Below are 23,138 nucleotides of genomic sequence, written 5' to 3' on the forward strand. Positions count from 1 at the left end.
TCTCGCCGAATCCCCAATCTCGAATCCCTAATCCCCTCGCTTGAACGGCGAATGCGCCCCCAACGTCTGCGCATAGCGCCGGACCGAGGCCGCCTCGTCGCGGCACCACGGTCGCAGGGCGTCGCGGAAGCCGGGGTGGGCGATCCAGTGGCGGCTGTGCACGAAGCTCGGCAGGAAGCCGCGGGCGAGTTTGTGTTCGCCCTGGGCGCCGGGTTCGAAGCGGGCGAGGCCTTCGCGCAGGCAGTAGTCGATGCCCTGGTAATAGCAGGTTTCGAAGTGCAGCCCGGGCAGGGTGACTTCGCTGCCCCAGTAGCGGCCATACAAGGTGTCGCCGCCGCGCAGGCACAGGGCACCGGCGATCGCTTCGCCGTCGCGTTCGGCCAGGAAGATCACCAGCGACCGCGGCATCTCGCGGGCGAGGTGCTGGAGGAACTCCAAGGTCAGCGCGGCGTGGTTGCCGTACTCGGCGAAGGTGGTCAGGTAGAAGCGGTGCATCGTCGCCAGGTCGTCGGCGCTCGCATCGCCGCCCTCGACGACGCGGAACGTCACCCCGGCGCGCGCGACCTTGGCGCGTTCCTGGCGGATGTTCTTGCGGTGCTTGTGATCGAACGCGGCCAGGAACTGCTCGAAGTTTTCCCAGCGCTTGCCGTCGGCATCGGGCAGGTTGCGCCAGTGGTACTGCACGTCGATGCGCGGCAGCCAATCGCCGTCGGCCTGGCCGCCGTCGAACAACGAATCCTCGTCGTGGGTATGGAAGTTCACATGCGCCGACGACAGCTTCTGCCGCGCGCACAACTGCGCCATCGCCGCGATCAGCACCCGCCGGTGGTCGTCGTCGCGCGCGAGCAGGCGCGGGCCGGTGACCGGCGAGTAGGGCGCCGCCGCGAGCCATTTGGGGAAATAGTCCAGACCGTGCTGTGCGTAGGCGTGGGCCCAGGCATGGTCGAACACGAATTCGCCGTGCGAGTTCTGCTTCAGATACGCCGGCATCGCCGCGATCAGCGCATCGCCGTCCCACACGGTCAGGTGATGCGGCGCCCAGCCCCAGTCCTCGCGCAGGCAGCCGTGAATCTCCATGCCATGCAGGAAAGCGTGGGCGATGAAGGGATTGGTGCCGTCGTGCAGGGCATCCCACCGCGCCGCGTCGATGTCGCCCAGCGAGCCGAGCAGTCGTATCGATAGCGCGTCGTCGCGCGTGCTCACGGCGACGGGTCGGATTGCGCGGGGTCGGTTGGCGCGAGTTTGCGTCGGTAGACCTCGGGATCGTGCCGCTGCATATGCTGATCGGGCTGGCTCAATGCAGTGAAGCCGAGCCCGGCATACAAACCTTGCATGTCGCGGGTGACCAGATGCCAGCGGCGCAATCCTTGCAGGCGCGGATCGGCCATCAGCGCGGCGACCATCGCGCGAGCGTGGCCGTGGCCGCGGTGCGCCGGCAACACGAACACGTCGGCCAGATAGGCGAAGGTGGCCTGGTCGGTGACCGCGCGCGCGAACGCGACCATCTGTCCGTGCAGATGGCCGCTGTAGCAAATCGAATGATCCAGCGCGCGCCGCAGGGTCGGCGCCGGGATGCCCGCGGCCCAGTAGGACTCGCGGGCGAGGAAGTCGTGGATCACGGCGAAATCGAGATCGCCGGGCTCGCCGCTGATGCGCAGCGATTCACGACCGTCGGCCATCAGGCGTCCTTGTCGAGAAACTTCTCGGCGTCCAGCGCGGCCATGCAGCCGAATCCGGCCGAAGTGATGGCCTGGCGGTAGACCTGGTCGGCGACGTCGCCGGCGGCGAACACGCCTTCGACCGAGGTGCGGGTGGCGTTGCCGTCCAGGCCGGTCTCGATGGTCAGGTAGCCGTTCTTCATCGCCAGCTGGCCTTCGAACAGGCTGGTGTTCGGGGTGTGGCCGATGGCGACGAACAGGCCGTGCACGGCGAGGTCGCGGACCGAGCCGTCCTGCACCGACTTGACCCGCACACCGGTCACGCCAGCGTCGTTGCCGAGCACTTCGTCGACGGTGTGATGCCATACCGGTTCGATCTTGCCGGCCTGGATCTTGGCCTGCAGCTTGTCCTGCATGATCTTCTCCGCGCGCAGGGTGTCGCGGCGATGAATCAGATAGACCTTGCGGGCGATGTTGGACAGGTACAGCGCTTCCTCGACCGCGGTGTTGCCGCCGCCGATCACCGCCACGTCCTGGTCCTTGTAGAAGAAGCCGTCGCAGGTCGCGCAGGCGGACACGCCGCGGCCCTTGAATTCGTCTTCCGACGGCAAGCCGAGGTACTTGGCGGTGGCGCCGGTGGCGATGATCAGCGCATCGGCGGTGTAGTCGCCGCTGTCGCCCTTGAGCCGGAACGGACGCTTGGACAGATCGGCGGTGTGGATGTGGTCGAACACGACTTCGGTATCGAAGCGTTCAGCATGCGCCTGCATGCGGGTCATCAGATCCGGACCCATCAGGCCGTGCGCGTCGCCGGGCCAGTTGTCGACTTCGGTCGTGGTCATCAGCTGGCCGCCTTGCTGCAGGCCCGTGATCACCAGCGGCTTGAGGTTGGCGCGGGCGGCGTAGACGGCGGCAGTCCAGCCGGCCGGGCCGGAACCGAGGATGACGACACGGGAGTGCTTCGAAGGGGTCATGTATATAATCGCGGGCAGTTGGGAATGCGCTGAGCGCAGAAAGAATCCTCAGCTTCGGCCATACGCCGGCGTGTAGAAGATTCCGGAACAGGGCATAGCTTGGAGGCGCGGTCCCGGCAACACAAGGCGTATCGCGAGGATGCAACGGTGCGTGCCACGGCACGAGGTCGGCGCTGCGAGCGAACCGCCAAAGCGCACGCTGGCGTATTGCCGGGCGATGGTCGTACAAAGGCCGCCGGATCGGCCTGCGCTAGGAGGCACCGATTCGACAAAAGGCGTTCGTTGCAACGACTCGCCGGCCACACGCTTTCGACGCGACTCCCATCAGACACAGCGGCCAAGCTCAGCGATTCCAAGTCAGATCCCAAGTCAGACGCGACACTTCCCCCACACGACACTCAAGACAACATGGCCAGGGGCGCCGCGCATGCGGCGTTTTTCCAGGCCGCACCGGAGATTGCAATGCGTATCGGCGTACCGAAGGAAACCAAGACTCTCGAAGGGCGCGTCGCGCTCGTTCCGGCCGCGGCCGGCGACCTGGTCAATCGTGGCCACGAGGTCTGGCTGGAGCAGGACGCGGGCATCAAGAGCGGCTTCAAGGACGCCGAATACACCCGCCTGGGCGTGAAGATCGCGCCCGACGCGGCGGCGCTGTACGAAAAGGGCGAGCTGATCGTCAAGGTCAAGGAGCCGATCGCCGGCGATCTGCAGCACCTGCGCAAGGATCACCTGCTGTTCTGCTACCTGCATCTGGCGGCCGAGCCGACCCTGACCAGGCAGTTGCTCGACATCGGCCTGACCGGCGTCGCCTTCGAGACCGTCGAGCTGCCCAACGGCGACCTGCCGCTGCTGGCGCCGATGTCGATCATCGCCGGCAAGATCGGCGTGCAGGTCGGCACCCACCTGCTGCACCAGCCCATGAGCGGCAAGGGCAAGCTGCTCGGCGGCCTGCCGTCGACCGAGCGCGGCAAGGTCGTGGTGTTCGGCGCCGGCCAGGCCGGCGGCGCGTCGGCGGCGCTGGCCGCGGCCGGCGGCTCCAACGTGACTGTGTTCGAAATGCGCCAGGACCGCATGGAACAGATGATGCGCCTGGGCAACAACGTCACCACCTTGTTCCCGTACGTCGACGTGGTCGCGCGCGAAGTGGCTTCGGCCGACCTGGTGATCGGCGCGGTGCTCGTCACCGGCGCGCGCGCGCCGCACGTGCTGACCCGCGAAATGCTCAAGGGCATGGAAGACGGCAGCGTGGTGGTCGACATCTCGATCGACCAGGGCGGCTGCTTCGAGACCTCGCGTCCGACCACCTGGAAGGAACCGACCTACGTCGAAGAGGGCGTGACCCACTTCTGCGTGACCAACATGCCCGGCGCGGTGCCGCAGACCTCTTCGCAGGCGATCTGCGCGGCGATCCTGCCGTGGGTCAACAAGCTGGCGGCCGGCAACGAATGGCGCAACAACCCGGCGCTGGTGCGCGGCATCAATGTCGAAGGCGGCAAGCTGATCCATCCGGCGCTGCAGGGCATGAAGCTTTAACAGCCGGGATTAGGGATTCGGGATTCGGTCAAAGCCGGTCTCGATCTGACGCAGGGCGGCGGTGGGCGGGGCTTGATGCTACCGTTCGCTGGCCGCCCTTCGTTTTTGTGCCGGGGCGAGTTGGATAAGGCTGCGGGGCGGGCGGGGACCGGGTCGCCGGACGGCGCCTGGCGCCGACACGCCGATTGCAGCCCTTTCCTGTATATTCAACGACTAACGAAACCATCCTAAGGCAGCACATCACGGTGGCGTCCGCTCCCACAGCCAGTCGCAAGAAGGCCAAGCCACCCGAAGCGGTGAAAAACGCGCCGTCCCCGAAGCGCCAGCGCCTCATGCGCGACATCGCGCTGATCGTGATCGCGCCGCTGCTGCTGTACCTGCTGGCCAGCCTGGTCACCTTCTCGCCGAGCGACCCGGGCTGGTCGCATTCGGGCTCGATCACCGCGCCGCTGCACAACCTCGGCGGCCGGGTCGGCGCCTGGATCGCCGACGTGCTGCTGTACCTGTGCGGCTATGTCGCGTTTCTGCTGCCGGTCATGCTCGGCGCGATCGCCTGGATCGCCCTGTTCGGCATGGACACCGACGGCGATGGCGAGGCCGATCTCGGCCCTGCGCTGCGCCTGATCGGCATCGTCGGTTTCCTGGTCTCGGCGACCGGTCTGCTGCAACTGCGCTTCGGCCCGGCCGAGGATTTTTCCGCCGGCAGCGGCGGTATCCTCGGCCAGTTGGTCGGGCGTTCGCTGTACTCGGGCTTCGGCCCGGTCGGCGGCAATCTGTTCCTGCTCGCGCTGCTGCTGATCTCGGTGACCCTGGCCACGGGCATCTCGTGGTTCGCGGTGATGGACAAGCTGGGGCAGTGGACCCTGGCGCTCGGTCCGGTGCTGAGCAAGCTGTTCCGCCGCGGCAGCCAGCAGGCGACCGAATGGCGCCAGACCCAGGTCATGCGCGAGGAACGCGAGGAAGCGCGCAAGGTCGACACCGAACTGCGCTCCAAGCGCGAGAAGGTCAAGATCGAACCGCCGCCGGCGCCGGTGGTGGAAAAGAGCGAACGCGCCAAGCGCGAGACCCAGATCCCGCTGTTCAACACCGGCGACGGCAGCGGCCTGCCGCCGCTGGCGCTACTCGACGATCCCAAGCCGCAGCCAAAGGGTTACAGCGAAGAAACCCTGGAAACCCTGTCGCGGCAGATCGAATTCAAGCTCAAGGATTTCCGCATCGACGCGCAGGTGATGGGCGCCTATCCGGGCCCGGTCATCACCCGTTTCGAAGTGCAGCCCGCGCCGGGCGTGAAGGTCAGCCAGATCAGCTCGCTCGACAAGGACATCGCGCGCGGCCTGTCGGTCAAGTCGGTGCGCGTGGTCGACGTGATTCCGGGCAAGTCGGTGATCGGCCTGGAAACGCCGAACACCACCCGCGAAATGATCTTCCTGTCCGAGCTGCTGCGCTCGAAGGAATACGACAAGTCCGGCAGCCCGCTGACCCTGGCGCTGGGCAAGGACATCGCCGGGCGGCCGACCGTCGCCGATCTGGCGCGCATGCCGCATCTGCTCGTCGCCGGCACCACCGGTTCGGGCAAGTCGGTCGCGGTCAACGCGATGGTGCTGAGCCTGCTGTACAAGGCCTCGGCGAAAGAACTGCGGATGCTGATGATCGATCCGAAGATGCTGGAACTTTCGGTCTACGAAGGCATCCCGCACCTGCTCGCGCCGGTCGTCACCGACATGAAGGAAGCCGCCAACGGCCTGCGCTGGTGCGTGGCCGAGATGGAACGCCGCTACAAGCTGATGTCGATGGTCGGCGTGCGCAACCTGGCCGGTTTCAACAAGAAGGTCCGCGACGCCGAGGAAGCGGGCCAGCCGATGATGGACCCGCTGTTCAAGCCCAATCCGGACCTGGACGAAGCGCCGCGCCAGCTCGAGACCTTGCCGTTCATCGTCATCTTCATCGACGAATTCGCCGACATGATGATGATCGTCGGCAAGAAGGTCGAAGAACTCATCGCCCGCCTGGCGCAGAAGGCGCGCGCGGCCGGCATCCATTTGATCCTGGCCACCCAGCGCCCGTCGGTCGACGTGATCACCGGCCTGATCAAGGCCAACATCCCGACCCGCATCGCGTTCCAGGTGTCGAGCAAGATTGACTCGCGCACGATCCTCGATCAGTCCGGCGCCGAGACCCTCCTGGGTCACGGCGACATGCTGTACCTGCCGCCGGGCACGGCGATGCCCGAACGCGTGCACGGCGCGTTCGTGTCGGACGAGGAAGTGCATCGCGTGGTGGAACACCTCAAGGCGATCGGCGGCCGCCCGGATTACATCGAAGGCGTGCTCGACGAAGTGCAGACCATGGGCGACGGCACCGTGGTCGGCGCGACCGGTCTGCCGGAAACCGCGAGCAGCGGCGGCGACGAATCCGACCCGCTGTACGACGAAGCGGTGCGCATCGTCACCGAGACCCGCCGCGCTTCGATCTCCGGCGTGCAGCGCCGCCTGAAGATCGGTTACAACCGCGCCGCGCGCCTGATCGAGGCGATGGAAGCGGCCGGCATCGTGACCCCGCCCGAGCACAACGGCGACCGCAGCGTGCTGGCGCCGCCGCCGCCGAAGTAGTCGGGCCTCCTGTAGGAGCGGCGTAAGCCGCGACTGCGCATCCAGGAGTCGCCGCGAACACCCCGCGGCAGCCACGAAACACCGGCTGCGCCGTGTCAAAGCCGGCCCAGGCAGAGGTGCAGCGGCCGGCCTGGGCGAAACGCACGCTCAGCCGCGCTTAAGCGCGTCGATACCGCGTTCAGGCTCGCCTGTTCACACTGCCGCCATCGTCATTGAGGAGCTTCCCGTGAACCGTCTCGTCCGCCATGCCGCCATCGCGCTCTCGCTGTCCACGGCCTTGTTCGCCGGTGCCGCCACGGCCGGCGCGCGCGAGGACCTGGGCAGCTTCACCCGCGGCCTCAAGGGGCTCGACGGCCAGTTCGCCCAGCAGGTGTTCGACACCAACGGCAAGCTCAAGGAATCCTCGAGCGGCCAGGTCGCGCTGTCGGCGCCGCGCCTGTTCCGTTGGGAATACACCAAGCCGTACCCGCAGCTGATCGTCGCCGACGGCAAGAAGGTCTGGGTCTACGAGCCCGACCTGCAGCAGGTCAGCGTGCGCCCGCAGGGCGTGGAGGAACAGAACAGCCCGCTCGCCGCATTGATTGACCCGAGCAAGCTCGACGCGATGTTCGTGGTCAAGGACAGCGGCAGCCGCGGCGGTTTGAACTGGCTGGCGCTGGAGCCCAAGACCCCGGGCGATGCCAGCTTCCGCAACGCCAAGCTCGGCTTCAACGCCGGCGGCCTGGCCAAGATGGAAATCGTCGACGCGCTGGGCCAGAAGACCGAGATCAGCTTCAGCGGCTGGAAGCGCAATCCCAGCTTCCCGGCGACCACCTTCAAGTACGCGCCGGCCAAGGGCGTGGATGTGATCGGCGAGGGCTGAGGCGCGGGACATCGCGCAGCGAATAAAAAACGCGGGCTTCGGCCCGCGTTTTTTTTGCCTGAAGTTCGCGTTGGATAGCGCGCGAAACAAACGTCCGCGCGCGCATGCCTCAAGGCGTCAACGATTTCTCGTAACGGATCGTGGTCAGGCCGCTGTTCCATTCTTCATCGGGATAGCGCGCCACCTCGACGTAGCCCAGCGCGAGGTACAGCCCCTGGCTGGCTTCGTTGAAGGTGTCGGTCTCCAACGCCGCCAGCGCGATGCCGTCGGCGCGCATCCGCGCTTCCAGCCGGGCCATCAGGGCGCGCGCGACTCCGCGTCGGCGGCCGGCCGCGGCCACGTGCAGCGAATCGACGAAGCCGGCCTCGCGGTTGCCGAAACCGATCACCGTGCCGTCGAGTTCGGCGACCAGAAACCCGGGCAGGGCCGCATCGACGAAGGTCTCGGCCACGCGCCGTCGATGGTAGTCGTCGATCGCCGCGGCGGTCAGTTGCGGGCGCCAGGTGTCGGCGAAGGTTTCGGCGAGTATCGCCAGCACAGCGGCGCGGTCTTCGGGGCGGGCGGGGCGGATCGTGACAGGCGCAGAGGACATGGTCGGGTTCGGTCGGGTGCCGTTGCTTGGCTGGCGCAACTGGATGCGATTGTAGGCGCGATGCATTGCGCGCGCGTCGATGGGCGGCGCGCGCAAGTCACCGCCTCATCGCGGCGGCTCATGCGCCGCGGCAGGGACGGTCGTTATCCTGAGGTTCCAGACCCGGCAATCGACAGGGACGGCCAGTGCGATGAACCGCGCCGCATTTTTTTGGAAGATCCGCGAACGCTCCGAGGCATGGTTGACCGCGATGCATTGGACACGCGACGAATTGCTGGTGATCACGGTGGAATTCGAGGACTGGGACCAGGGCTTTCTTCGGCGCCGGGTCGAATTGCATTGCCACTCGCCGACGCAGGCGCATTGCCAACTCGGCGGGGTCCGCGAGATCGCGTGCGATTCCAGTCATCCCTTGTTGCTCAGTCACCAGGGACCGCAGTCGCAGTTGTTCTTTTTCAGTGTGGCCGCTTCGGTCGGTGAGGTCTATCTGGCCGCGCATGCGGCGATCGCGTCGGCATCGCAAGGCTGGCGCGATCCGGGCAGCGTGCTGTGCTATCCGGCGGAGCGTTTCGAGCGCCTGCTGGCCAGCTGCAACGGCATGCTCGCGCGAGGGCCGGACGCGGTGATCCAGGCGCTGGCGCAGGCGTTGAGCGGCTTGTTGCGGGTCAATGTGGTGCCGGCGGATCCGTTGGCGGGAAACGAGCAGAAGGTGGTGTTGACTCTGGACAAGCGCTGGGTCGTCTGCGATTCGGTGGAAGCGATCGAGCTGGACGACTGAAGCAGGTTCAGACGCGCGCGCCGCGTCGCTTGCCGGCGCTGGCACGCTTGCGCACCGATGATGCGGCCGGCTCGAGTTCGGCGCGCAAGCGCGGCGCCCGCTCGCGGATGTAATCCCACAACCGATTCGCCACTGGCCCCTGCGGTCGATCGCTGCGGCGCGCCGCGACCAGTTCCTCGGTGCCGCCGGGCAGATGACGGCCGGCGATGGAATGCAGGCGGCCGTCGTGGAGTTCGCGCTCGATCAGGAACCGCGGCAGGTGGCCCCAGCCCATGCCGTGCAGGATCACTTCCTTCTTCATCGATTGATCGGCGACCACGCACTGGTGCGCGCCCTCGATCATGAAGTAGTTGATGTCGGGCGAATGGCGCGCGGTGTCGCGCATGACGCATTGGGTGAAGTCGCGCATCTGCGCCGGGGTGATCGCGCGGGTGATCGGAAACGGCAGCAGGCCCGGTGCGACCACCGGCAGCAGCGGGACGTTGCACAGGTCGATCCACTCCAGGCGCGGGTCGGTCTTGTCGATGCGGTGCACGATCAGGTCGGCGTCGCCGTCGAACAAACGCTCCCACGGGCCGGTGACCGCTTCGAAATGCAGGTGCAGGCGGGTGCCGGGGCATTGGCTGAAGAAGCCGCTGAGCAGGGCGAGCAGCTGCGGGCGCGGGCACAGGTCGCCGATCACCACCCGCAGCTCGCTTTCCTCGCCCATGGCCAGTTGCGCGGCGTGGGAGCGCAGTTGTTCGGCTTCGCGCAGCAGCGCCTGGGCGCGGCGATGCAGCGAGCGGCCGGCGTCGGTCGGCTGCACGCGGTAGCCGCTGCGGTCGAGCAGGCTCAGGCCGAGCTGGCTTTCCAGCCTGGCGACCGCGGCGAACACCGCCGGGTGCGAGCGATGCAGCACGCTGGCGGCGGCCTGGAAGCCGCCGGCGCGAATCACCGCATCGAAGCATTGCAGGTCGTGCAGGGTGAAGGCGCTCATATCCGGTTTTCTTACAAGGTATGTGCGATCTTTGTAATATCAGTTCGGGTCGGCCGCAATCACTCTATGGCCACGGCAACCGCCGTTGCAGAGGCGACCCGACCGGCGAGATCCGGCGCGGCGCTTCCAAGCCCCGTATCGAGAAGCGCCGATCATGAACGAATTGCCCTTTGTTACCGCCGGCGACGGCACCCGTATCGCCTACCGCATCGACGGCGCCAGCGACCGGCCGGTACTGATGCTGTCGAATTCGATCGGCACCGACTTGCGCATGTGGGATGGGCAGATCGAGGCGCTGTCGCGGCACTATCGCGTGCTGCGTTACGACACCCGCGGCCACGGCGGTTCCGGCGTTCCGCTCGGAGCGTATTCGCTGGACCGGCTGGGTCGCGATGCGATCGAACTGCTCGACGCCTTGAACATCGACCGCCTGCATTTCCTGGGCCTGTCGCTGGGCGGCTTCATCGGCCAGTGGCTCGCGGTGCATGCGCCGGAGCGGATCGATCGGTTGATTCTCAGCAACACCTCGTCCTATCTCGGCCCGGCCGGCCAGTGGGACGAACGCATCGCCTCGGTGCTGAGCGCGACGGATATGGGCGAGACCGCGCAGATGTTCCTCGGCAATTGGTTTCCGAAGAGCATGCTCGACGCCGGATCGCCGATCGTCGAAACCTTCCGCGCGATGCTGCTGGCGACCGACCGCCAGGGGCTGGCCGGTTCCTACGCCGCGGTGCGCGACGCCGACCTGCGCCGCACGATCGCCCTGATCGAGCGTCCGACCTTGGTGATCGCGGGTCAGTACGACACCGTGACCGCGGCCAGTCACAGCGATGCGATCGCGGCGACGGTGCCGGGCGCGAAACTGTTGGTGCTGCCGGCGGTGCATCTGAGCAATGTCGAGTTCCCGCGGGAATTCGTGGCCGCGGTGCTGGAGTTTCTTGCGGCTTGAGCACGACATGCATGGCGGGCTGCGTCGTCGGCTGCGATGCGCGCGCCGATGTCGCACGGCTGGATCGGGCGGATTCGCGATTCGGTAAATAGTCAGCCGCTGGCCGATCCGCAGCCGGCCGGAACAAGATCAAACCGCGGTCACGTCGTCGTCCGGCTTCCGCTCACCGCATCGAAAATCGATGTCGCGGCCTTTTGTCCACCGCCGCCGTTAACCGGCCCCGGCGTTGCAGCCGCGCTGCCCGGCGCCTGCGGCGGAAACCACAGCGCCCGGCTGAGCCAGCCGCTGAGGAAGCGGCGTAGCGCCGGATGCGCGCCGGCGAGGTTGCGGTAATAGTCGACCCGGCCCTGGCGATAGCGCGCGTACAGCGCGGCCTGGTCGGTGCGTTGCAGCGCGCCGAGGGTCTGCGCACCGAAGCGGCCGTCGGCGCTCAGCGGCGGGCCGAGCAACTGTTGCAGCAGCGCGATCGCGTGGAAGCCGGCGTTGACGTAGAAGTCGAACACGATTTCGGCCAGGAACTGCAGTTCGATCGCGTCGGCGTCGATCGGGTCCCAATAGATCTTGCGGTAGATCGCCCCGGCCTGCGCGGCATCGAGCGCGCGCAGGTTGGCCAGGGTCGGCTCCAGGCCGAGCAGGGGATGCGCGTAGTGCTGGAAGGTGCTCAGGGTGATGCCCAGGTTGGTCGCGCCGCCGGGGTCGGCGGGGTCGTCGACCCAGCCGCCTTCGAACTTGAGCAACTGCGGGAGGTACAGGTCGAAATTCGCCATCCGTCGGGCTCCGCTCGGCATAGGAAGGGGTGACCGCGGCGGGCGGTGCGGCTTCGCCGCCGCCGGTGCGTGGCACGCATACGGCTATCAACGCGGCTGCCGCGGAGGTGTGAGTGCGAATGTCGGCTCTGAGCGAGCGGCGCACGTCGGCCAAGAGGACGGTCATGCCGATGCCCGGCGGCCGATCCGGCCCAGCGCAGGGCACCGCTATGGCTCCGGACCGCGATCGCCGACCACGGCGAATTACGCCCCGTGCCGGCCCGGACCGCGACCGCGAGAGCGCCCCCGGCCGCATCCGGCAAACCCCGTTCGCATCCGGCCGCGGCCGATCTTGTTATCGTGTCCGACCCCGCGAACGCGTAACTGGACCCATTCCCGCAGTGGCCCGCCGTACCACCCCGACCGCCGCCGACGCCCCCGACCTGCTCAGTGTCGATCGCGACGGCCTGCGTCCGCTGGCCGAGCGCATGCGCCCGCGCAGCCTGGACGAAATGGTCGGCCAACGCCGGCTGCTCGCGCCGGGCTCGGCCCTGCGCCGCGCGGTCGAATCCGGGCGCGTGCATTCGATGATCCTGTGGGGCCCGCCGGGCTGCGGCAAGACCACCCTGGCGCTGCTGCTGGCTCATTACGCCGATGCCGAGTTCAAGGCGATCTCGGCGGTGCTGTCGGGCCTGCCGGAGGTGCGCCAGGTGCTGGCCGAGGCCGCGCACCGCTTCGCCGACGGCCGCCGCACGGTGCTGTTCGTCGACGAGGTCCACCGCTTCAACAAGACCCAGCAGGACGCGTTCCTGCCGCATATCGAACGCGGCACGATCATTTTCGTCGGCGCGACCACCGAAAACCCTTCGTTCGAACTCAATTCGGCGCTGCTGTCGCGTTGCCGCGTGCACGTGATGGAGGCGGTGTCGCCCGACGACATCGCCCAGACCTTGCGGCGCGCGTTGCAGGACCAGACGCGCGGCCTGGGCGAGCAGACGATCCGGGTCGAGGACGAACTGCTGATGCAGATCGCCACCGCCGCCGACGGCGACGTGCGGCGCGCGCTGACCCTGCTGGAAATCGCCGCCGAACTGGCCGCCGACGAAGACGGCGCGATCACCGCCGGCACCCTGGCGCAGGTGCTGGCCGACCGCACCCGCCGCTTCGACAAGGGCGGCGAGCAGTTCTACGACCAGATCTCGGCGCTGCACAAGTCGGTGCGCAGTTCCAATCCGGATGCGGCGCTGTACTGGTTCGCGCGCATGCTCGACGGCGGCTGCGACCCGCATTATCTGGCGCGGCGGCTGACCCGGATGGCGGTCGAGGACATCGGCCTGGCCGATCCGCGCGCCCTGCAGATGTCGGTGGACGCCTGGGACACCTACGACCGGCTCGGCAGCCCCGAGGGCGATCTGGCCCTGGCCCAGGTGGTGATCTATCTGGCGAGCACGGCCAAATCCAACGCCGCCTATGCCGCCTTCAACGCGGCCAAGCGCGACGTGGTCGAGCACGGCACCCAGGACGTCCCGCTGCACCTGCGCAATGCGCCGACCAAGCTGATGAAGCAGTTGGGGTATGCGAAGGGCTATCAGTACGACCACGACGCCGACGGCGGCATCGCCCTGGACCAGACCGGTTTTCCCGATGCGATGGGCGAGCGGGTGTATTACCAGCCGGTCGAGCGCGGGCTGGAGATCAAGCTGCGCGAGAAGCTGACCCGCTTGCGCGCGCAGCGCGAGCAGGCGCGTGGCGAGGGCGGCGAGCGCGAGTGAATCCGCGATCGCGCCGCGGCGACGAAGTCTGCGGAAGGGACTGAAGTCGCTGCCAGAAAAAACTTTGGACTTGCGGCGCGGTTCGCATCGACGCTGCATCATCGATACCCGCACCGGCGCCATTCGAACCAATCAGGGGAGCCATCCGATGACCCGCACCGCCTTGTTGCAATTGCTCGCCGTCGGCCTGGGCGGCGCGTTCGGCGCGATGCTGCGCCACGGCGCCAATGGGCTGTTGCCGCGCGCGTCCGCGCCTTGGCCGGCGTTGTCGACCCTGTGCGTCAACGTGATCGGTTGCCTGTGCGCGGGGTTGCTGCTGGTCTGGCTGGGGCAGCGCGACGACGCGGATTTCTGGCGCGCGCTGCTGCTGACCGGCGTGCTCGGCGGTCTGACCACGTTCTCGGCGTTCGGCGTGGATCTGCTCGCGCTGCTGCGCGCGGCGCGTTACGACTGGCTGGCGTTGACGATCGCGGCGCACGTCGGCCTGGGCCTGCTGGCGATCGTGATCGGCTGGCGGGTCGGGCAATCGCTGTGGCCGAAGGTCTGAGCTCGGGAGTCGGCGTTCGGAAACCATGCATCGGTTCCCGGCCGTGTCATCCGCATGCGCCGTTGTGAGCCTGGCTCACTCCAGCGTCGGATTCGGCCGCAGCCGGGTCATCCGCAGCACTTCGTCGCTGGGCGCCTGCGACTTGTTGGCCAGCACCTGCTGCAGCGATTCGACCTCGGCCCAGACCATATGCTGCAAGGCCTGCAACAAGGTGGTGCCGGCGTCCGACAGCGACAGCCGTCCGTCCTGGCTCAAGGCCAGGCCGTCCTCGATCAACGCATGTTTCATATGGCTGGTCTCCGGCTGCACCCCGCGTTGCAAGCCCACCAGCACGCTCAACAGAGCATGTTCCCGCAATGACACCTTGAACAAAGCCGCTTCCCCTCTCGCCTAAGGCGCACAGGTCTTTTGTGTGCCGATAATCACGATATGGGAGCCGATGTGATGACACCTTTGACAGGCATCGATGCACGCTGAAGTGGTGTTTTGTGAGGGCTGACGGCATGCTGGGCAGGCCGTGCGGCGTCCGGCCCGATGCCGCCAGGTCGAGGCCAGTGCCTTTCTGGCGTTGTAACTGTCACCTCGATCGCGCATCTTCGCCGCACCCGCCCCGATCGCGGAACCTCGCCCCGGCCTAGCCACCAGGAACTGGAACACCATGCTGATCTACGACCGCGTCGTACCGTTGAACCGCCACACCCATCGCCGTCTGCGCCTGCGCACGGCCGCGCACAATGCCCGTTTCGCCGCCCAGCTCAATTCGGTGCCGCTGACCACGGTCGAGTTCCCGCACGCCGCCTCCGAATACACGATCGTGTTCGCGCGCCTGGAGAACGGCGACTTCCTGCCGGCGGTGGTGGTCGGCCTGCGCAACCAGCACAACCTCTACGTCGACGAGAATTCGCGCTGGAAGCGCGGCTACGTGCCGGCGTTCCTGCGCCAATACCCGTTCATGCTGGCCGAGGACCGCGACAGCGGCACCCTGACGGTCTGCGTCGACATGGCTTACGACGGCCTGTCGGAAGAGGACGGCGACCTGCTGTTCAAGGAAGACGGCGAAGACAGCGAGAACCTGGCGCGGGCGATGGGCTTCCTGTCCGACTTCCACAACGAATTCAAGCGCACCGCGGCGTTCACCGCGCGGCTGAAGGAGCTGGATCTGCTGGAACAGCGGGTGATCCGTTTCGGCGGCGAAGGCGAGCAGCGCGAACTCGGCGGCGTGTATGTGGTGTCCGAAGAGCGCCTGCTCAAGCTGGGCGATGCGGTGATCCCGGACCTGCTGCGCTCCGGCGCGCTCGGCTTGATCTATACGCACCTGGTGTCGATGCAGAACCTCGAGCGTTTGTCGGTGCTGGAGCAGGAAGACACGGCGAAGGCCGCGGCCGCGACGAGCGCTGCGAGCGCAAACGGCTCCGCGAATTGAACGAACCCGCGAGTTAACCTCGGTCGCTTTTGCCGTTGCATTTCCCCCCTTTGGAAAAGGGGGGCAGGGGGATTCGCTTTTGCTCCCAAGCGGCGCAGCCCCAAGATCAAGATCAAAAGCAAATCCCCCGCATCCGCTGCGCGGATGCCGCCCCCTTTGATAAAGGGGGGCAACTGCCTGCTTCGCGGGTCTGCAGAGCGCGAACGGCACCGCGAGTTAACCGCGACCGCTTTTGCTGTTGCATTCCCCCCCTTTGGAAAAGGGGGGCAGGGGGGATTCGCTTTTGCTTCCAAGCGGTGCAGGCCCAAGATCAAGATCAAAAGCAAATCCCCCGCATCCGCTGCGCGGATGCCGCCCCCTTTGATAAAGGGGGCAACTGCCTGCTTCGCGAGTCTGGAGAGCGCGAACGACCCCGCGAGTTAACCGCGACTGCTTTTGCCGTTGCATTTCCCCCCCTTTGGAAAAGGGGGGCAGGGGGGATTCGCTTTTGCTCCAAGACGGCGCGAGCCTCAAGATCAAGATCAAGATCAAGATCAAAAGCAAATCCCCCGCATCCGCTGCGCGGACGCCGCCCCCTTTGACAAAGGGGGCAGAGGGGATTCGCTTTTTGCTTCCAAGCGGCGCCAGCCGCAGGGCTGCTCGAACACGACGCCAAGCACCGCCCCGCGCACATGTCACTGCCACAAATCGGTAATGCCGAATTCGCTGTGCGCATCGACGCTGTTGCAAGTTGCGCGCCGCCACAGCAGCAGTCGATCGATGCAATCGTCGTGCACAGTCGCGTTGCGGATCGTCCGTCGCGAAGTTCAGCCTCGCATGCTGTCGCGAGCGATCGGCACAGACGAATTATCCGAATCGAATCGATCGATGATGTTGCATATTCGCAACGTCACCCTGATCTGGCCAGTCGCGCATACGCAATCGTTCCGCGCATAAACACAAGAAAGAACCCGCGCAAACCAACGCTTCGACCGTTTGCGCACGCGTCTTAAAACCCTGTATCCAACCCGCAACTACAACTCGCAACATTTCTCACCTGTGTGATACCGCTCATCTCGCAATGAGATGACAAGTGATCCAGTGCGTAATTGATGCGTCATCGCAACAACTTGTGACGTTCGCTGACCGCGATTGACAAGCACATGACCAAGTTTATGTGCCTTGTCATGTAGCAGTTCCAACACCGTCACATAGCGAACCTACCTTTGCGCGGTCTGCCGACCGGTACTCGGGACGGCGCAACAGGGATGGTTTCGGCTCGATGTCTCTACGCCTCATCGCAGCCGTCGGACTGAGCTTGCTCGGACCGGCGCGCTTACACGCGCAGGAAACCTCGACGACGGCGCCCGCCGCCGCGCCGATCGCTCGCTTCGACGTGATGGCTTATCAGGTGCTCGGCAACAGCCAGCTGAGCAATCTCGATATCGAAAAGGCGGTGTACCCGCATCTGGGGCCGCAGCGCAGCGAACAGGACGTCGAGGCCGCGCGCGCCGCGCTGCAGGCCTTGTACGACCACAAAGGCTTTCCGACCGTAAGCGTCGTGATCCCGGAGCAGGATGCATCGACCGGTCTGGTCACGCTGCAAGTCAACGAGCAGAAAGTCGGCCGGCTGCGGGTCAATGGCGCGGATTATTTTTCGCCCGACGACATCGAGCGCGCCGCGCCGTCGCTGGCGCAGGGCCAGGTGCCGAATTTCAAGGACGTGCAGCGCGATATCGTCGCCCTGAACCAATGGCCCGATCGCCGCGTCACCCCGGAGATCAAGGCCGGCGCCACGCCGAACACGGTCGACGTCGACCTCAACGTCGAAGACAGCCTGCCGCTGCACGGCTCGCTGGAACTCAACAACCGCAACAGCGCCAACACCACCGAGCAACGCCTCGCCGCGAGCCTGCGCTACGACAATCTGTGGCAGCGCGGCCACAGCGTCAGCCTGTCGGCGCAGCTCGCGCCGCAGCGGCGCGAAGACGCCGAAGTGTTCTCGGTCTCGTACCTGGCGCGGTTCGGTGCCTCGCCTTATTCCTTGCTCGGTTACGCGGTGCGCAGCAAGAGCGATATCGCCGTGGTCGGCGATCTCAACGTGATCGGTAATGGCACCCTGGCCGGCCTGCGGCTGATGCGCTCGTTCGCCGCGCGCGAAGGTTTCTTCCACTCGCTGAGCCTGGGCCTGGACTACAAGGACTTCAACGAGAACCTGGTGCAGGGCGCGGACCGCGGTTCGGTGCCGATCGAATACCTGCCGATCAGCGTCAACTACAACGCCGACTGGGTGAAAGAACGCTCGGTCAGCGATCTGGCGCTGTCGGCGGTGTTCAACCTACGCGGGGTCGGCGACGGCCGAGCCGCGTTCGACGCCAAGCGTTATCAGGCGCAGCCGAATTTCTTCTACCTGCGCGCCTCGGGCTCGCACACCTGGAAATACAGCAACGACGCGCAATTGATGCTGCGCCTGCAAAGCCAGTTCGCCGGCGAGCCCTTGATCAGCAACGAGCAATTCAGCATCGGCGGCCTCGACAGCGTGCGCGGCTATTACGAATCCGAATCGCTCGGCGATCTGGGCGCGGCGGCGACGCTGGAAGCACGCACGCCGTCGTTCTCCGATTCGCTCGGCGATGCCTTCCAGGAATTGCGCCTGCGCGCGTTCGTCGATGCCGGTTATGCGCGCATCAACGATCCGCTGCCCGATCAACTGCGCAGCGAGACCCTGGTCAGCGCCGGCTTCGGCGCATCGCTGAAAGCCTTCGGTCATTTCAACGGCTCGGTCGATGTCGCCAAGCCGCTGTCCAGCCCCAACGGCCGCGACCGCAAGCCCGATGGGGTCGAAGTCGGCGTGCGCCTGTGGGGCGAGTTCTGATCTTGCAACACCGGTGCGTCGCCCTCGCGGGCGTCGCGACCTGTCGTTTTGCCGGCCGCATGCAGGGCCGAACTACACTTACTGGGGATGTGTCGTGAACCGATTGCGCGTGATGCTGGCCACTGTGTTGTTGTTGCTCTCGCTGCCGGCGATGGCGGCCTCGTGGTGGGACGGTAAATGGAACTACCGGGCCAAGGTCGATCTCAACACCACCTCGGCCGGCGCCGGCGTGAGCGAGCCCGGCGGCCGCACCCAGGTGCTGGTGCGCCTGCATTCGGGCAACTTCAATTTCGCCGACGCCAAGGAAGACGGCAGCGACGTGCGCTTCATCGCCGCCGACGACCGCACGCCGCTGAAGTACCACTTCGAGAAATACGACGGCCTGGTCGATCAGGTCGCGCTGGCCTGGGTCGATCTGCCGGACCTGCAGGCCAACGCGGCGGCGTCGATCTTTGTTTACTTCGGCAACCCCGAAGCGACCCCGGGCGGCGACGCCAAGGGCAGCTACGACGCCGACAGCGTCGCGGTGTATCACTTCGCCGATCAAGGCACCGCCGGTAACGATCAGACCGCCTACGCCAACAACGCGCAGCCGCCGTTGACCCTGGCGCAGGCGGCGTTGATCGGTTCGGGCCTGCAGATGAACGGCCAGGCGCCGTTGAACGTGCCGGCCTCGTCGTCGTTGAACATCACCGCCGCGCAGGCGCTGACCGTGTCGGCGTGGATTAAACCGGCCGCGGCGAATGCGAGCGGTGTGATCGTGTCGTTGCCTGGCGCGCTGAGCTTGCTGCTCGATGCGGGCGTGCTGTACGCCGAAGTGCCGAGCGCCGCTGGCGTGCTGCGCAGTTCGGCCGGAGCACCGCTGAAGGGTGATGGCTGGGCGCACGTCGCGGTACGCGCCGGCGACAACAAGGTGACCGTGTACCTCAACGGCGCGCCGGTCGGCGAAGTCGCCGCGGCCTTGCCGGCGGCGAATGCGGGCCTGACGATCGGCGGCGAGAAAGCCGCCGACGGCGGCGCCGCGCGCGCCAATTTCATCGGCCTGATCGATGAAGTGCAGGTGTCGAAAGTCGCCCGTCCAGTCGGCCTGATCCAGGCCGCCGCGCACAGCCAGGGCCTCGACGCGCGCCTGCTTACGTTCCAGCCGGTCGAACAACGCTCCGGCGACGGCGGCCACAACTACTTCGGCATCCTGTTCAGCGCGCTCACCGTCGACGCCTGGATCGTGATCGTGATCCTCGGCTTCATGGCGGTGATCTCGTGGTGGGTGATGATCGGCAAGGGCGTGTTCGTCAACACCACCGCCAAGGCCAACGAACGTTTCCTGCAGGCGTTCCGCAAATACGCCGGCGAGTACCCGCTGCACGACATCGCCTGGGTCAAGGGCGCGCAGGATCACGGCCCGCTCAACGGCGAGAAATCCAATCTCGCGCGCTTGCTCGAGGTCGGTCTGGAGGAACTGCGCAACCGCGTCGCCGCCGGCGGCGGACGGTCGGTGGTGCGCACCCAGTCGATCGCCGCGATCCGTTCCGCGCTCGACGCCGCCGCGGTGCGCGAAGGCCAGCGCTTGAACAAGATGATGGTGCTGCTGACCATCGCGATTTCCGGCGGCCCCTTCCTCGGCCTGCTCGGCACCGTGGTCGGCGTGATGATCACCTTCGCCGCGGTCGCCGCGGCCGGCGACGTCAACATCAACGCGATCGCGCCCGGCATCGCCGCGGCGCTGCTGGCGACCGTCGCCGGCCTGGCCGTCGCGATCCCGGCCTTGTTCGGCTACAACTACCTGCTCAGCCGCACCGAAGCGATCGGCGCGGACATGCAGGTGTTCGTCGACGAACTGGAAAAACGCATCGCCGAAGACTATGCCGGCGACGCGCCGCTGCCGTCGCAGCTGACCCGCAGCGTGTCGACGGAGACGCTGCCGTGAAGGTCCAGGGCAAGAAACCCTACGACGACATCAACATCACGCCGATGCTGGATCTGGCATACGTGCTGCTGGTGATCTTCATCATCATGACCACCGCGGCGGTGCAGGGGATCAAGGTCGACCTGCCCAAGGCCAGCGCGAGCCAGCCGCTGTCGGTGCCCAAGACCAAGGTGATCGCGATCGACAACGCCGGCCAGCTCAGCATCGACGCGGTGCCGGTCAGCATGAGCGAGCTCGAACAGCAACTGCGCAACGCGCTGGCCAACGACGCCGAACTGCCGGTGATCCTGCGCGGCGATCGCGCGGTGCAGTACGACAAGGTCATGGCGGTGCTGGACCTGTGCAGCAAGCTCGGTATTTCCTCGATCGGTCTGGCGTCGCAGCGCCAGGCCGCCGGTTGAGCGGGCGGGGATCGTGAGCCGTTCCTACGGACAACCTTCGCGCTGGTCGCGCGCGCTCACCGTGGTCGGCGCGCTCGGCGTGTTCGCGGTGCTCGCGTGGCTGGTGTGGTCGCTGATGCAGGACGCCGGTCCGACCCAGAAGCGCATGCCGCCGCGCATTACTCAAGTGATCCTGCCGCCGCCTCCACCGCCGCCGCCTCCGCCGCAACCCGACAAGGTGCCGGAGGAAGAAAAACTGGTCGAGAACACGCCGTTCGAATCGATCGATCCGCCCAAGGACGACTCGGCCGATCCGCCCGGTGATCCGCTTACCGCCGACGCCGGACCGGGTTCGAACGAATTCGGCCTGACCCCGGGCAGCGGTGGCGGCGGCACCCGCATCGGCGGCAAGGGCGGTGGCGGCAATCCGTATGCCGGTTATGCCGCGATGGTCCAGCGCAACGTCCAGCAATACCTGCAGCGCGACGAGAAAACCCGCAAGGGTCGTTATTCGGCGACGGTCGCGATGTGGCTCAACGCCGACGGCACGATCCAGCGTTCGCAGGTGCTCACCTCCACCGGCAAGCCCGAACTCGATCGCGCCATCGTCGCCGCCTTGCAGGGCCGCGCGCTGCCGCGGCCGCCGCCGGACCAGATGCCGCAACCGATCAACCTGCGCATCGGCGCGATTTCACCGGGCTAGCGCTGTGAGCGCGCCCGAATGTTTGTCTTCGTCTCATCGGGAACCACCATGACCGTACTGTCCAATCCGCATCGCCGCTTCACGCTGAGCGCATTGACGCTGGCGCTGGCCGCGCTGTGCATGACGCCCGCCCTGGCCGCGCCGCCGGTCGACGCGTCCAAGATCAGCCCCGAAGTCACCCTCAAGCTCATCGACTTGCTGGTCGCCAAGGGCGTGATGACGCGCGAGCAGGCCGACGATCTGATCGCCGAGGCGAGCGCCAGCGCCGCGTCCAAGCCGGCGACGGCGGTCGCCGCGCAGCCCGCGTACCAGACCGCGCCCGGCGCGGTGGTCGTGCCGTATATCCCCGAAGTCGTGCGCCAGCAGATCAAGGACGAACTGCGCGCCGAAGTCACCCAGCAGGCCAAGAGCGAAGGCTGGGCGGCGCCGAACGCCTTGCCCGAATGGACCCAGCGCATCAGCGTCTACGGCGACCTGCGCGCGCGCGCCGAGGACGTGCTCAACGACGGCGAGAACTACAACGACTTCCCGAATTTCGGCCTGCTCAACGCCGGCAGCGGTTACGACGTCAACGATCCGCTGTCCAACCCGCTGCCGACCGTCAACACCACCAAGAACCGCGGCCGCATGCGCATGCGCGCGCGCCTGGGCGTGCATGCGCAGATCGCCGACTGGGTCGAGGCCGATCTGCGCATGGCCACCGGCAGCGACCGCAGCCCGGTGTCGACCAACCAGACCCTCGGCGCCGGCGGCAATCTGTCCAAGTACTCGCTGTGGCTCGATCGCGCCTACCTGCGGCTCAAGCCGACCGATTGGCTGAGCGCCGACATCGGCCGCGCTCCCAATCCGTTCTGGACCAGCGAGCTGTTGTTCGACACCGACCTGGGCTTCGACGGCGTGGCGGTCAAGACCGAGTTCGATCTGGGCCCGGATTTCCATCCCTACGTCAACGTCGGCGCGTTCCCGATCTTCAATACCGATTTCGATTTCGGTTCGACCCAGCGCGCCGACAAGGCCAGCAGCCGCGACAAATGGCTATACGGCGTGCAGGCCGGCGCGGACTGGAAATTCAGTGATGAGGTGAAGTTGAAATTCGGCCTGGGTTATTTCCTGTTCGATCACATCAACGGCGAGCGCTCGTCGCCGTGCATCGCGCCGACCTCCAAGGACGTGTGCGACACCGATCTGTCGCGGCCGCAGTTCCAGCAGTTCGGCAACACCATGTTCGCGATCCGCGACATCGTGCCGGCCTCGGGCGCGCCCGACGGCCCGCAGTTGCAGTATTTCGGTTATGCCAGCGAATTCGGCGTGGCCAACCTGCACGCGGCGCTGGAAATCGCCAGCTTCGATCCGGTCAAGATCGTGATCGAGGCTGATGTGGTCAAGAACCTCAAGTACGACGCCAAACGCATCCAGGCGCTGGGTCCGCTCAACAACTTCAAGCCCAACATCGAACCGTTGCAGCACGACGGCGGCGACAGCGGCTACTACGTCAACCTGCTGGTCGGTCAGCCCAAGATCGCCAAGGCCTGGGACTGGAACGCGAGCATCGGCTACAAGCGTCTGGAATCGGACGCGGTGCCCGATGCCTTCACCGATTCGGATTTCCACCTGGGCGGCACCAACGCGCGCGGCTTCATCGTCGGCGGTTCCCTGGGCCTGGCTCGCAACACCTGGCTGGGACTGCGCTGGCTCAGCGCGAACGAGGTGACCGGTGCGCCGTATTCGGTGGACGTGGTCCAGCTCGATCTGAGCACTGAATTCTGAGCACGGGAGCGATGAAGATGCGTCTGCGTCCTGAGCGTTTGTGTGGGTCTGGTTCGATCGGGTTCGATGCGGTCGTGTCGACGGCTGC

The 23,138-nt window shown here is 66.5% G+C and carries 19 protein-coding genes and 1 pseudogene; 13 read left to right on the forward strand and 7 right to left on the reverse strand.

Annotated features, from left to right (window positions below):
* Window positions 1–27: 27 nt before the first annotated feature.
* From IEQ11_RS11485 to trxB, 3 genes are read right to left on the reverse strand one after another with little or no spacing between them, the layout of a single operon-like run.
* Window positions 28–1,203 (reverse strand): GNAT family N-acetyltransferase, encoded by a 1,176-nt coding sequence (locus IEQ11_RS11485; protein WP_425494671.1) that lies wholly within the window; start codon window positions 1,201–1,203, stop codon window positions 28–30.
* The gene (locus IEQ11_RS11490) at window positions 1,200–1,679 is read right to left on the reverse strand and encodes a GNAT family N-acetyltransferase (protein ID WP_191823115.1); all 480 of its coding nucleotides are present in this window, start codon (window positions 1,677–1,679) and stop codon (window positions 1,200–1,202) included. Before IEQ11_RS11490 ends, IEQ11_RS11485 begins: the two co-directional genes overlap by 4 nt.
* Complete coding sequence (gene trxB / locus IEQ11_RS11495) at window positions 1,679–2,632, reverse strand: thioredoxin-disulfide reductase (protein WP_036102909.1); 954 nt, start codon at window positions 2,630–2,632, stop codon at window positions 1,679–1,681. The genes IEQ11_RS11490 and trxB overlap by 1 nt, the downstream gene beginning before the upstream one ends.
* 462 nt (window positions 2,633–3,094) lie before the next feature.
* On the opposite strand from trxB, the gene IEQ11_RS11500 reads away from it, so the two are divergent.
* The 3 genes from IEQ11_RS11500 (at window position 3,095) to lolA (ending at window position 7,636) form a co-directional block, all read left to right on the forward strand.
* Window positions 3,095–4,165, forward strand: a complete 1,071-nt coding sequence (locus IEQ11_RS11500; RefSeq protein WP_036103551.1) for an alanine dehydrogenase — start codon at window positions 3,095–3,097, stop codon at window positions 4,163–4,165.
* 296 nt (window positions 4,166–4,461) lie between these two features.
* Complete coding sequence (locus IEQ11_RS11505; RefSeq protein WP_233423966.1) at window positions 4,462–6,774, forward strand: DNA translocase FtsK; 2,313 nt, start codon at window positions 4,462–4,464, stop codon at window positions 6,772–6,774.
* 226 nt (window positions 6,775–7,000) lie between these two features.
* Complete coding sequence (lolA, locus tag IEQ11_RS11510; protein ID WP_191823114.1) at window positions 7,001–7,636, forward strand: outer membrane lipoprotein periplasmic chaperone LolA; 636 nt, start codon at window positions 7,001–7,003, stop codon at window positions 7,634–7,636.
* Between the two features lie 109 nt (window positions 7,637–7,745).
* On the opposite strand, the gene IEQ11_RS11515 is transcribed toward lolA, so the two are convergent.
* Complete coding sequence (locus IEQ11_RS11515) at window positions 7,746–8,228, reverse strand: GNAT family N-acetyltransferase (RefSeq protein WP_191823113.1); 483 nt, start codon at window positions 8,226–8,228, stop codon at window positions 7,746–7,748.
* A 250-nt stretch (window positions 8,229–8,478) separates the two neighbouring features.
* Between IEQ11_RS11515 and IEQ11_RS11520 the strand changes: the two genes are divergently transcribed.
* The gene (locus IEQ11_RS11520; RefSeq protein ID WP_191823112.1) at window positions 8,479–9,006 is read left to right on the forward strand and encodes a hypothetical protein; all 528 of its coding nucleotides are present in this window, start codon (window positions 8,479–8,481) and stop codon (window positions 9,004–9,006) included.
* Between the two features lie 7 nt (window positions 9,007–9,013).
* Here the strand turns inward: IEQ11_RS11520 and IEQ11_RS11525 are convergent, their stop codons facing one another.
* Window positions 9,014–9,982, reverse strand: coding sequence for a LysR family transcriptional regulator (locus tag IEQ11_RS11525; protein ID WP_191823111.1), 969 nt, complete (start codon window positions 9,980–9,982; stop codon window positions 9,014–9,016).
* A gap of 154 nt (window positions 9,983–10,136) precedes the next feature.
* On the opposite strand from IEQ11_RS11525, the gene IEQ11_RS11530 reads away from it, so the two are divergent.
* A complete protein-coding gene (locus IEQ11_RS11530) occupies window positions 10,137–10,931 on the forward strand; it encodes an alpha/beta fold hydrolase (RefSeq protein WP_191823110.1) in 795 nt (264 codons plus the stop codon).
* Window positions 10,932–11,185: 254 nt separating this feature from the next.
* Here IEQ11_RS11530 and IEQ11_RS11535 read toward each other — a convergent pair.
* Window positions 11,186–11,698, reverse strand: a pseudogene (locus IEQ11_RS11535) (glycoside hydrolase family 108 protein); the annotation flags it as partial.
* Between the two features lie 380 nt (window positions 11,699–12,078).
* On the opposite strand from IEQ11_RS11535, the gene IEQ11_RS11540 reads away from it, so the two are divergent.
* A complete protein-coding gene (locus tag IEQ11_RS11540) occupies window positions 12,079–13,449 on the forward strand; it encodes a replication-associated recombination protein A (protein ID WP_281439941.1) in 1,371 nt (456 codons plus the stop codon).
* A gap of 148 nt (window positions 13,450–13,597) precedes the next feature.
* A complete protein-coding gene (locus IEQ11_RS11545; protein ID WP_191823108.1) occupies window positions 13,598–13,996 on the forward strand; it encodes a fluoride efflux transporter FluC in 399 nt (132 codons plus the stop codon).
* A gap of 75 nt (window positions 13,997–14,071) precedes the next feature.
* On the opposite strand, the gene IEQ11_RS11550 is transcribed toward IEQ11_RS11545, so the two are convergent.
* The gene (locus IEQ11_RS11550; RefSeq protein ID WP_036102895.1) at window positions 14,072–14,335 is read right to left on the reverse strand and encodes a hypothetical protein; all 264 of its coding nucleotides are present in this window, start codon (window positions 14,333–14,335) and stop codon (window positions 14,072–14,074) included.
* A gap of 319 nt (window positions 14,336–14,654) precedes the next feature.
* Between IEQ11_RS11550 and IEQ11_RS11555 the strand changes: the two genes are divergently transcribed.
* The 6 genes from IEQ11_RS11555 (at window position 14,655) to IEQ11_RS11580 (ending at window position 23,050) form a co-directional block, all read left to right on the forward strand.
* Entirely contained in the window at window positions 14,655–15,419 is a 765-nt protein-coding gene (locus IEQ11_RS11555) for a SapC family protein (RefSeq protein WP_191823107.1), read from the forward strand.
* Between the two features lie 1,261 nt (window positions 15,420–16,680).
* A complete protein-coding gene (locus IEQ11_RS11560) occupies window positions 16,681–18,273 on the forward strand; it encodes a ShlB/FhaC/HecB family hemolysin secretion/activation protein (protein ID WP_191823106.1) in 1,593 nt (530 codons plus the stop codon).
* Between the two features lie 94 nt (window positions 18,274–18,367).
* Window positions 18,368–20,200, forward strand: coding sequence for a DUF2341 domain-containing protein (locus IEQ11_RS11565; RefSeq protein WP_247024805.1), 1,833 nt, complete (start codon window positions 18,368–18,370; stop codon window positions 20,198–20,200).
* The gene (locus IEQ11_RS11570; RefSeq protein WP_036102888.1) at window positions 20,197–20,601 is read left to right on the forward strand and encodes an ExbD/TolR family protein; all 405 of its coding nucleotides are present in this window, start codon (window positions 20,197–20,199) and stop codon (window positions 20,599–20,601) included. The genes IEQ11_RS11565 and IEQ11_RS11570 overlap by 4 nt, the downstream gene beginning before the upstream one ends.
* Before the next feature lie 13 nt (window positions 20,602–20,614).
* Window positions 20,615–21,283: a TonB family protein gene (locus tag IEQ11_RS11575; RefSeq protein ID WP_191823105.1), complete on the forward strand. Its 669-nt coding sequence runs from the start codon at window positions 20,615–20,617 to the stop codon at window positions 21,281–21,283.
* Between the two features lie 48 nt (window positions 21,284–21,331).
* A complete protein-coding gene (locus IEQ11_RS11580) occupies window positions 21,332–23,050 on the forward strand; it encodes a putative porin (protein WP_191823104.1) in 1,719 nt (572 codons plus the stop codon).
* Window positions 23,051–23,138 lie beyond the last annotated feature (88 nt).

This window comes from Lysobacter capsici (assembly GCF_014779555.2).
Lineage (GTDB): Bacteria > Pseudomonadota > Gammaproteobacteria > Xanthomonadales > Xanthomonadaceae > Lysobacter > Lysobacter capsici.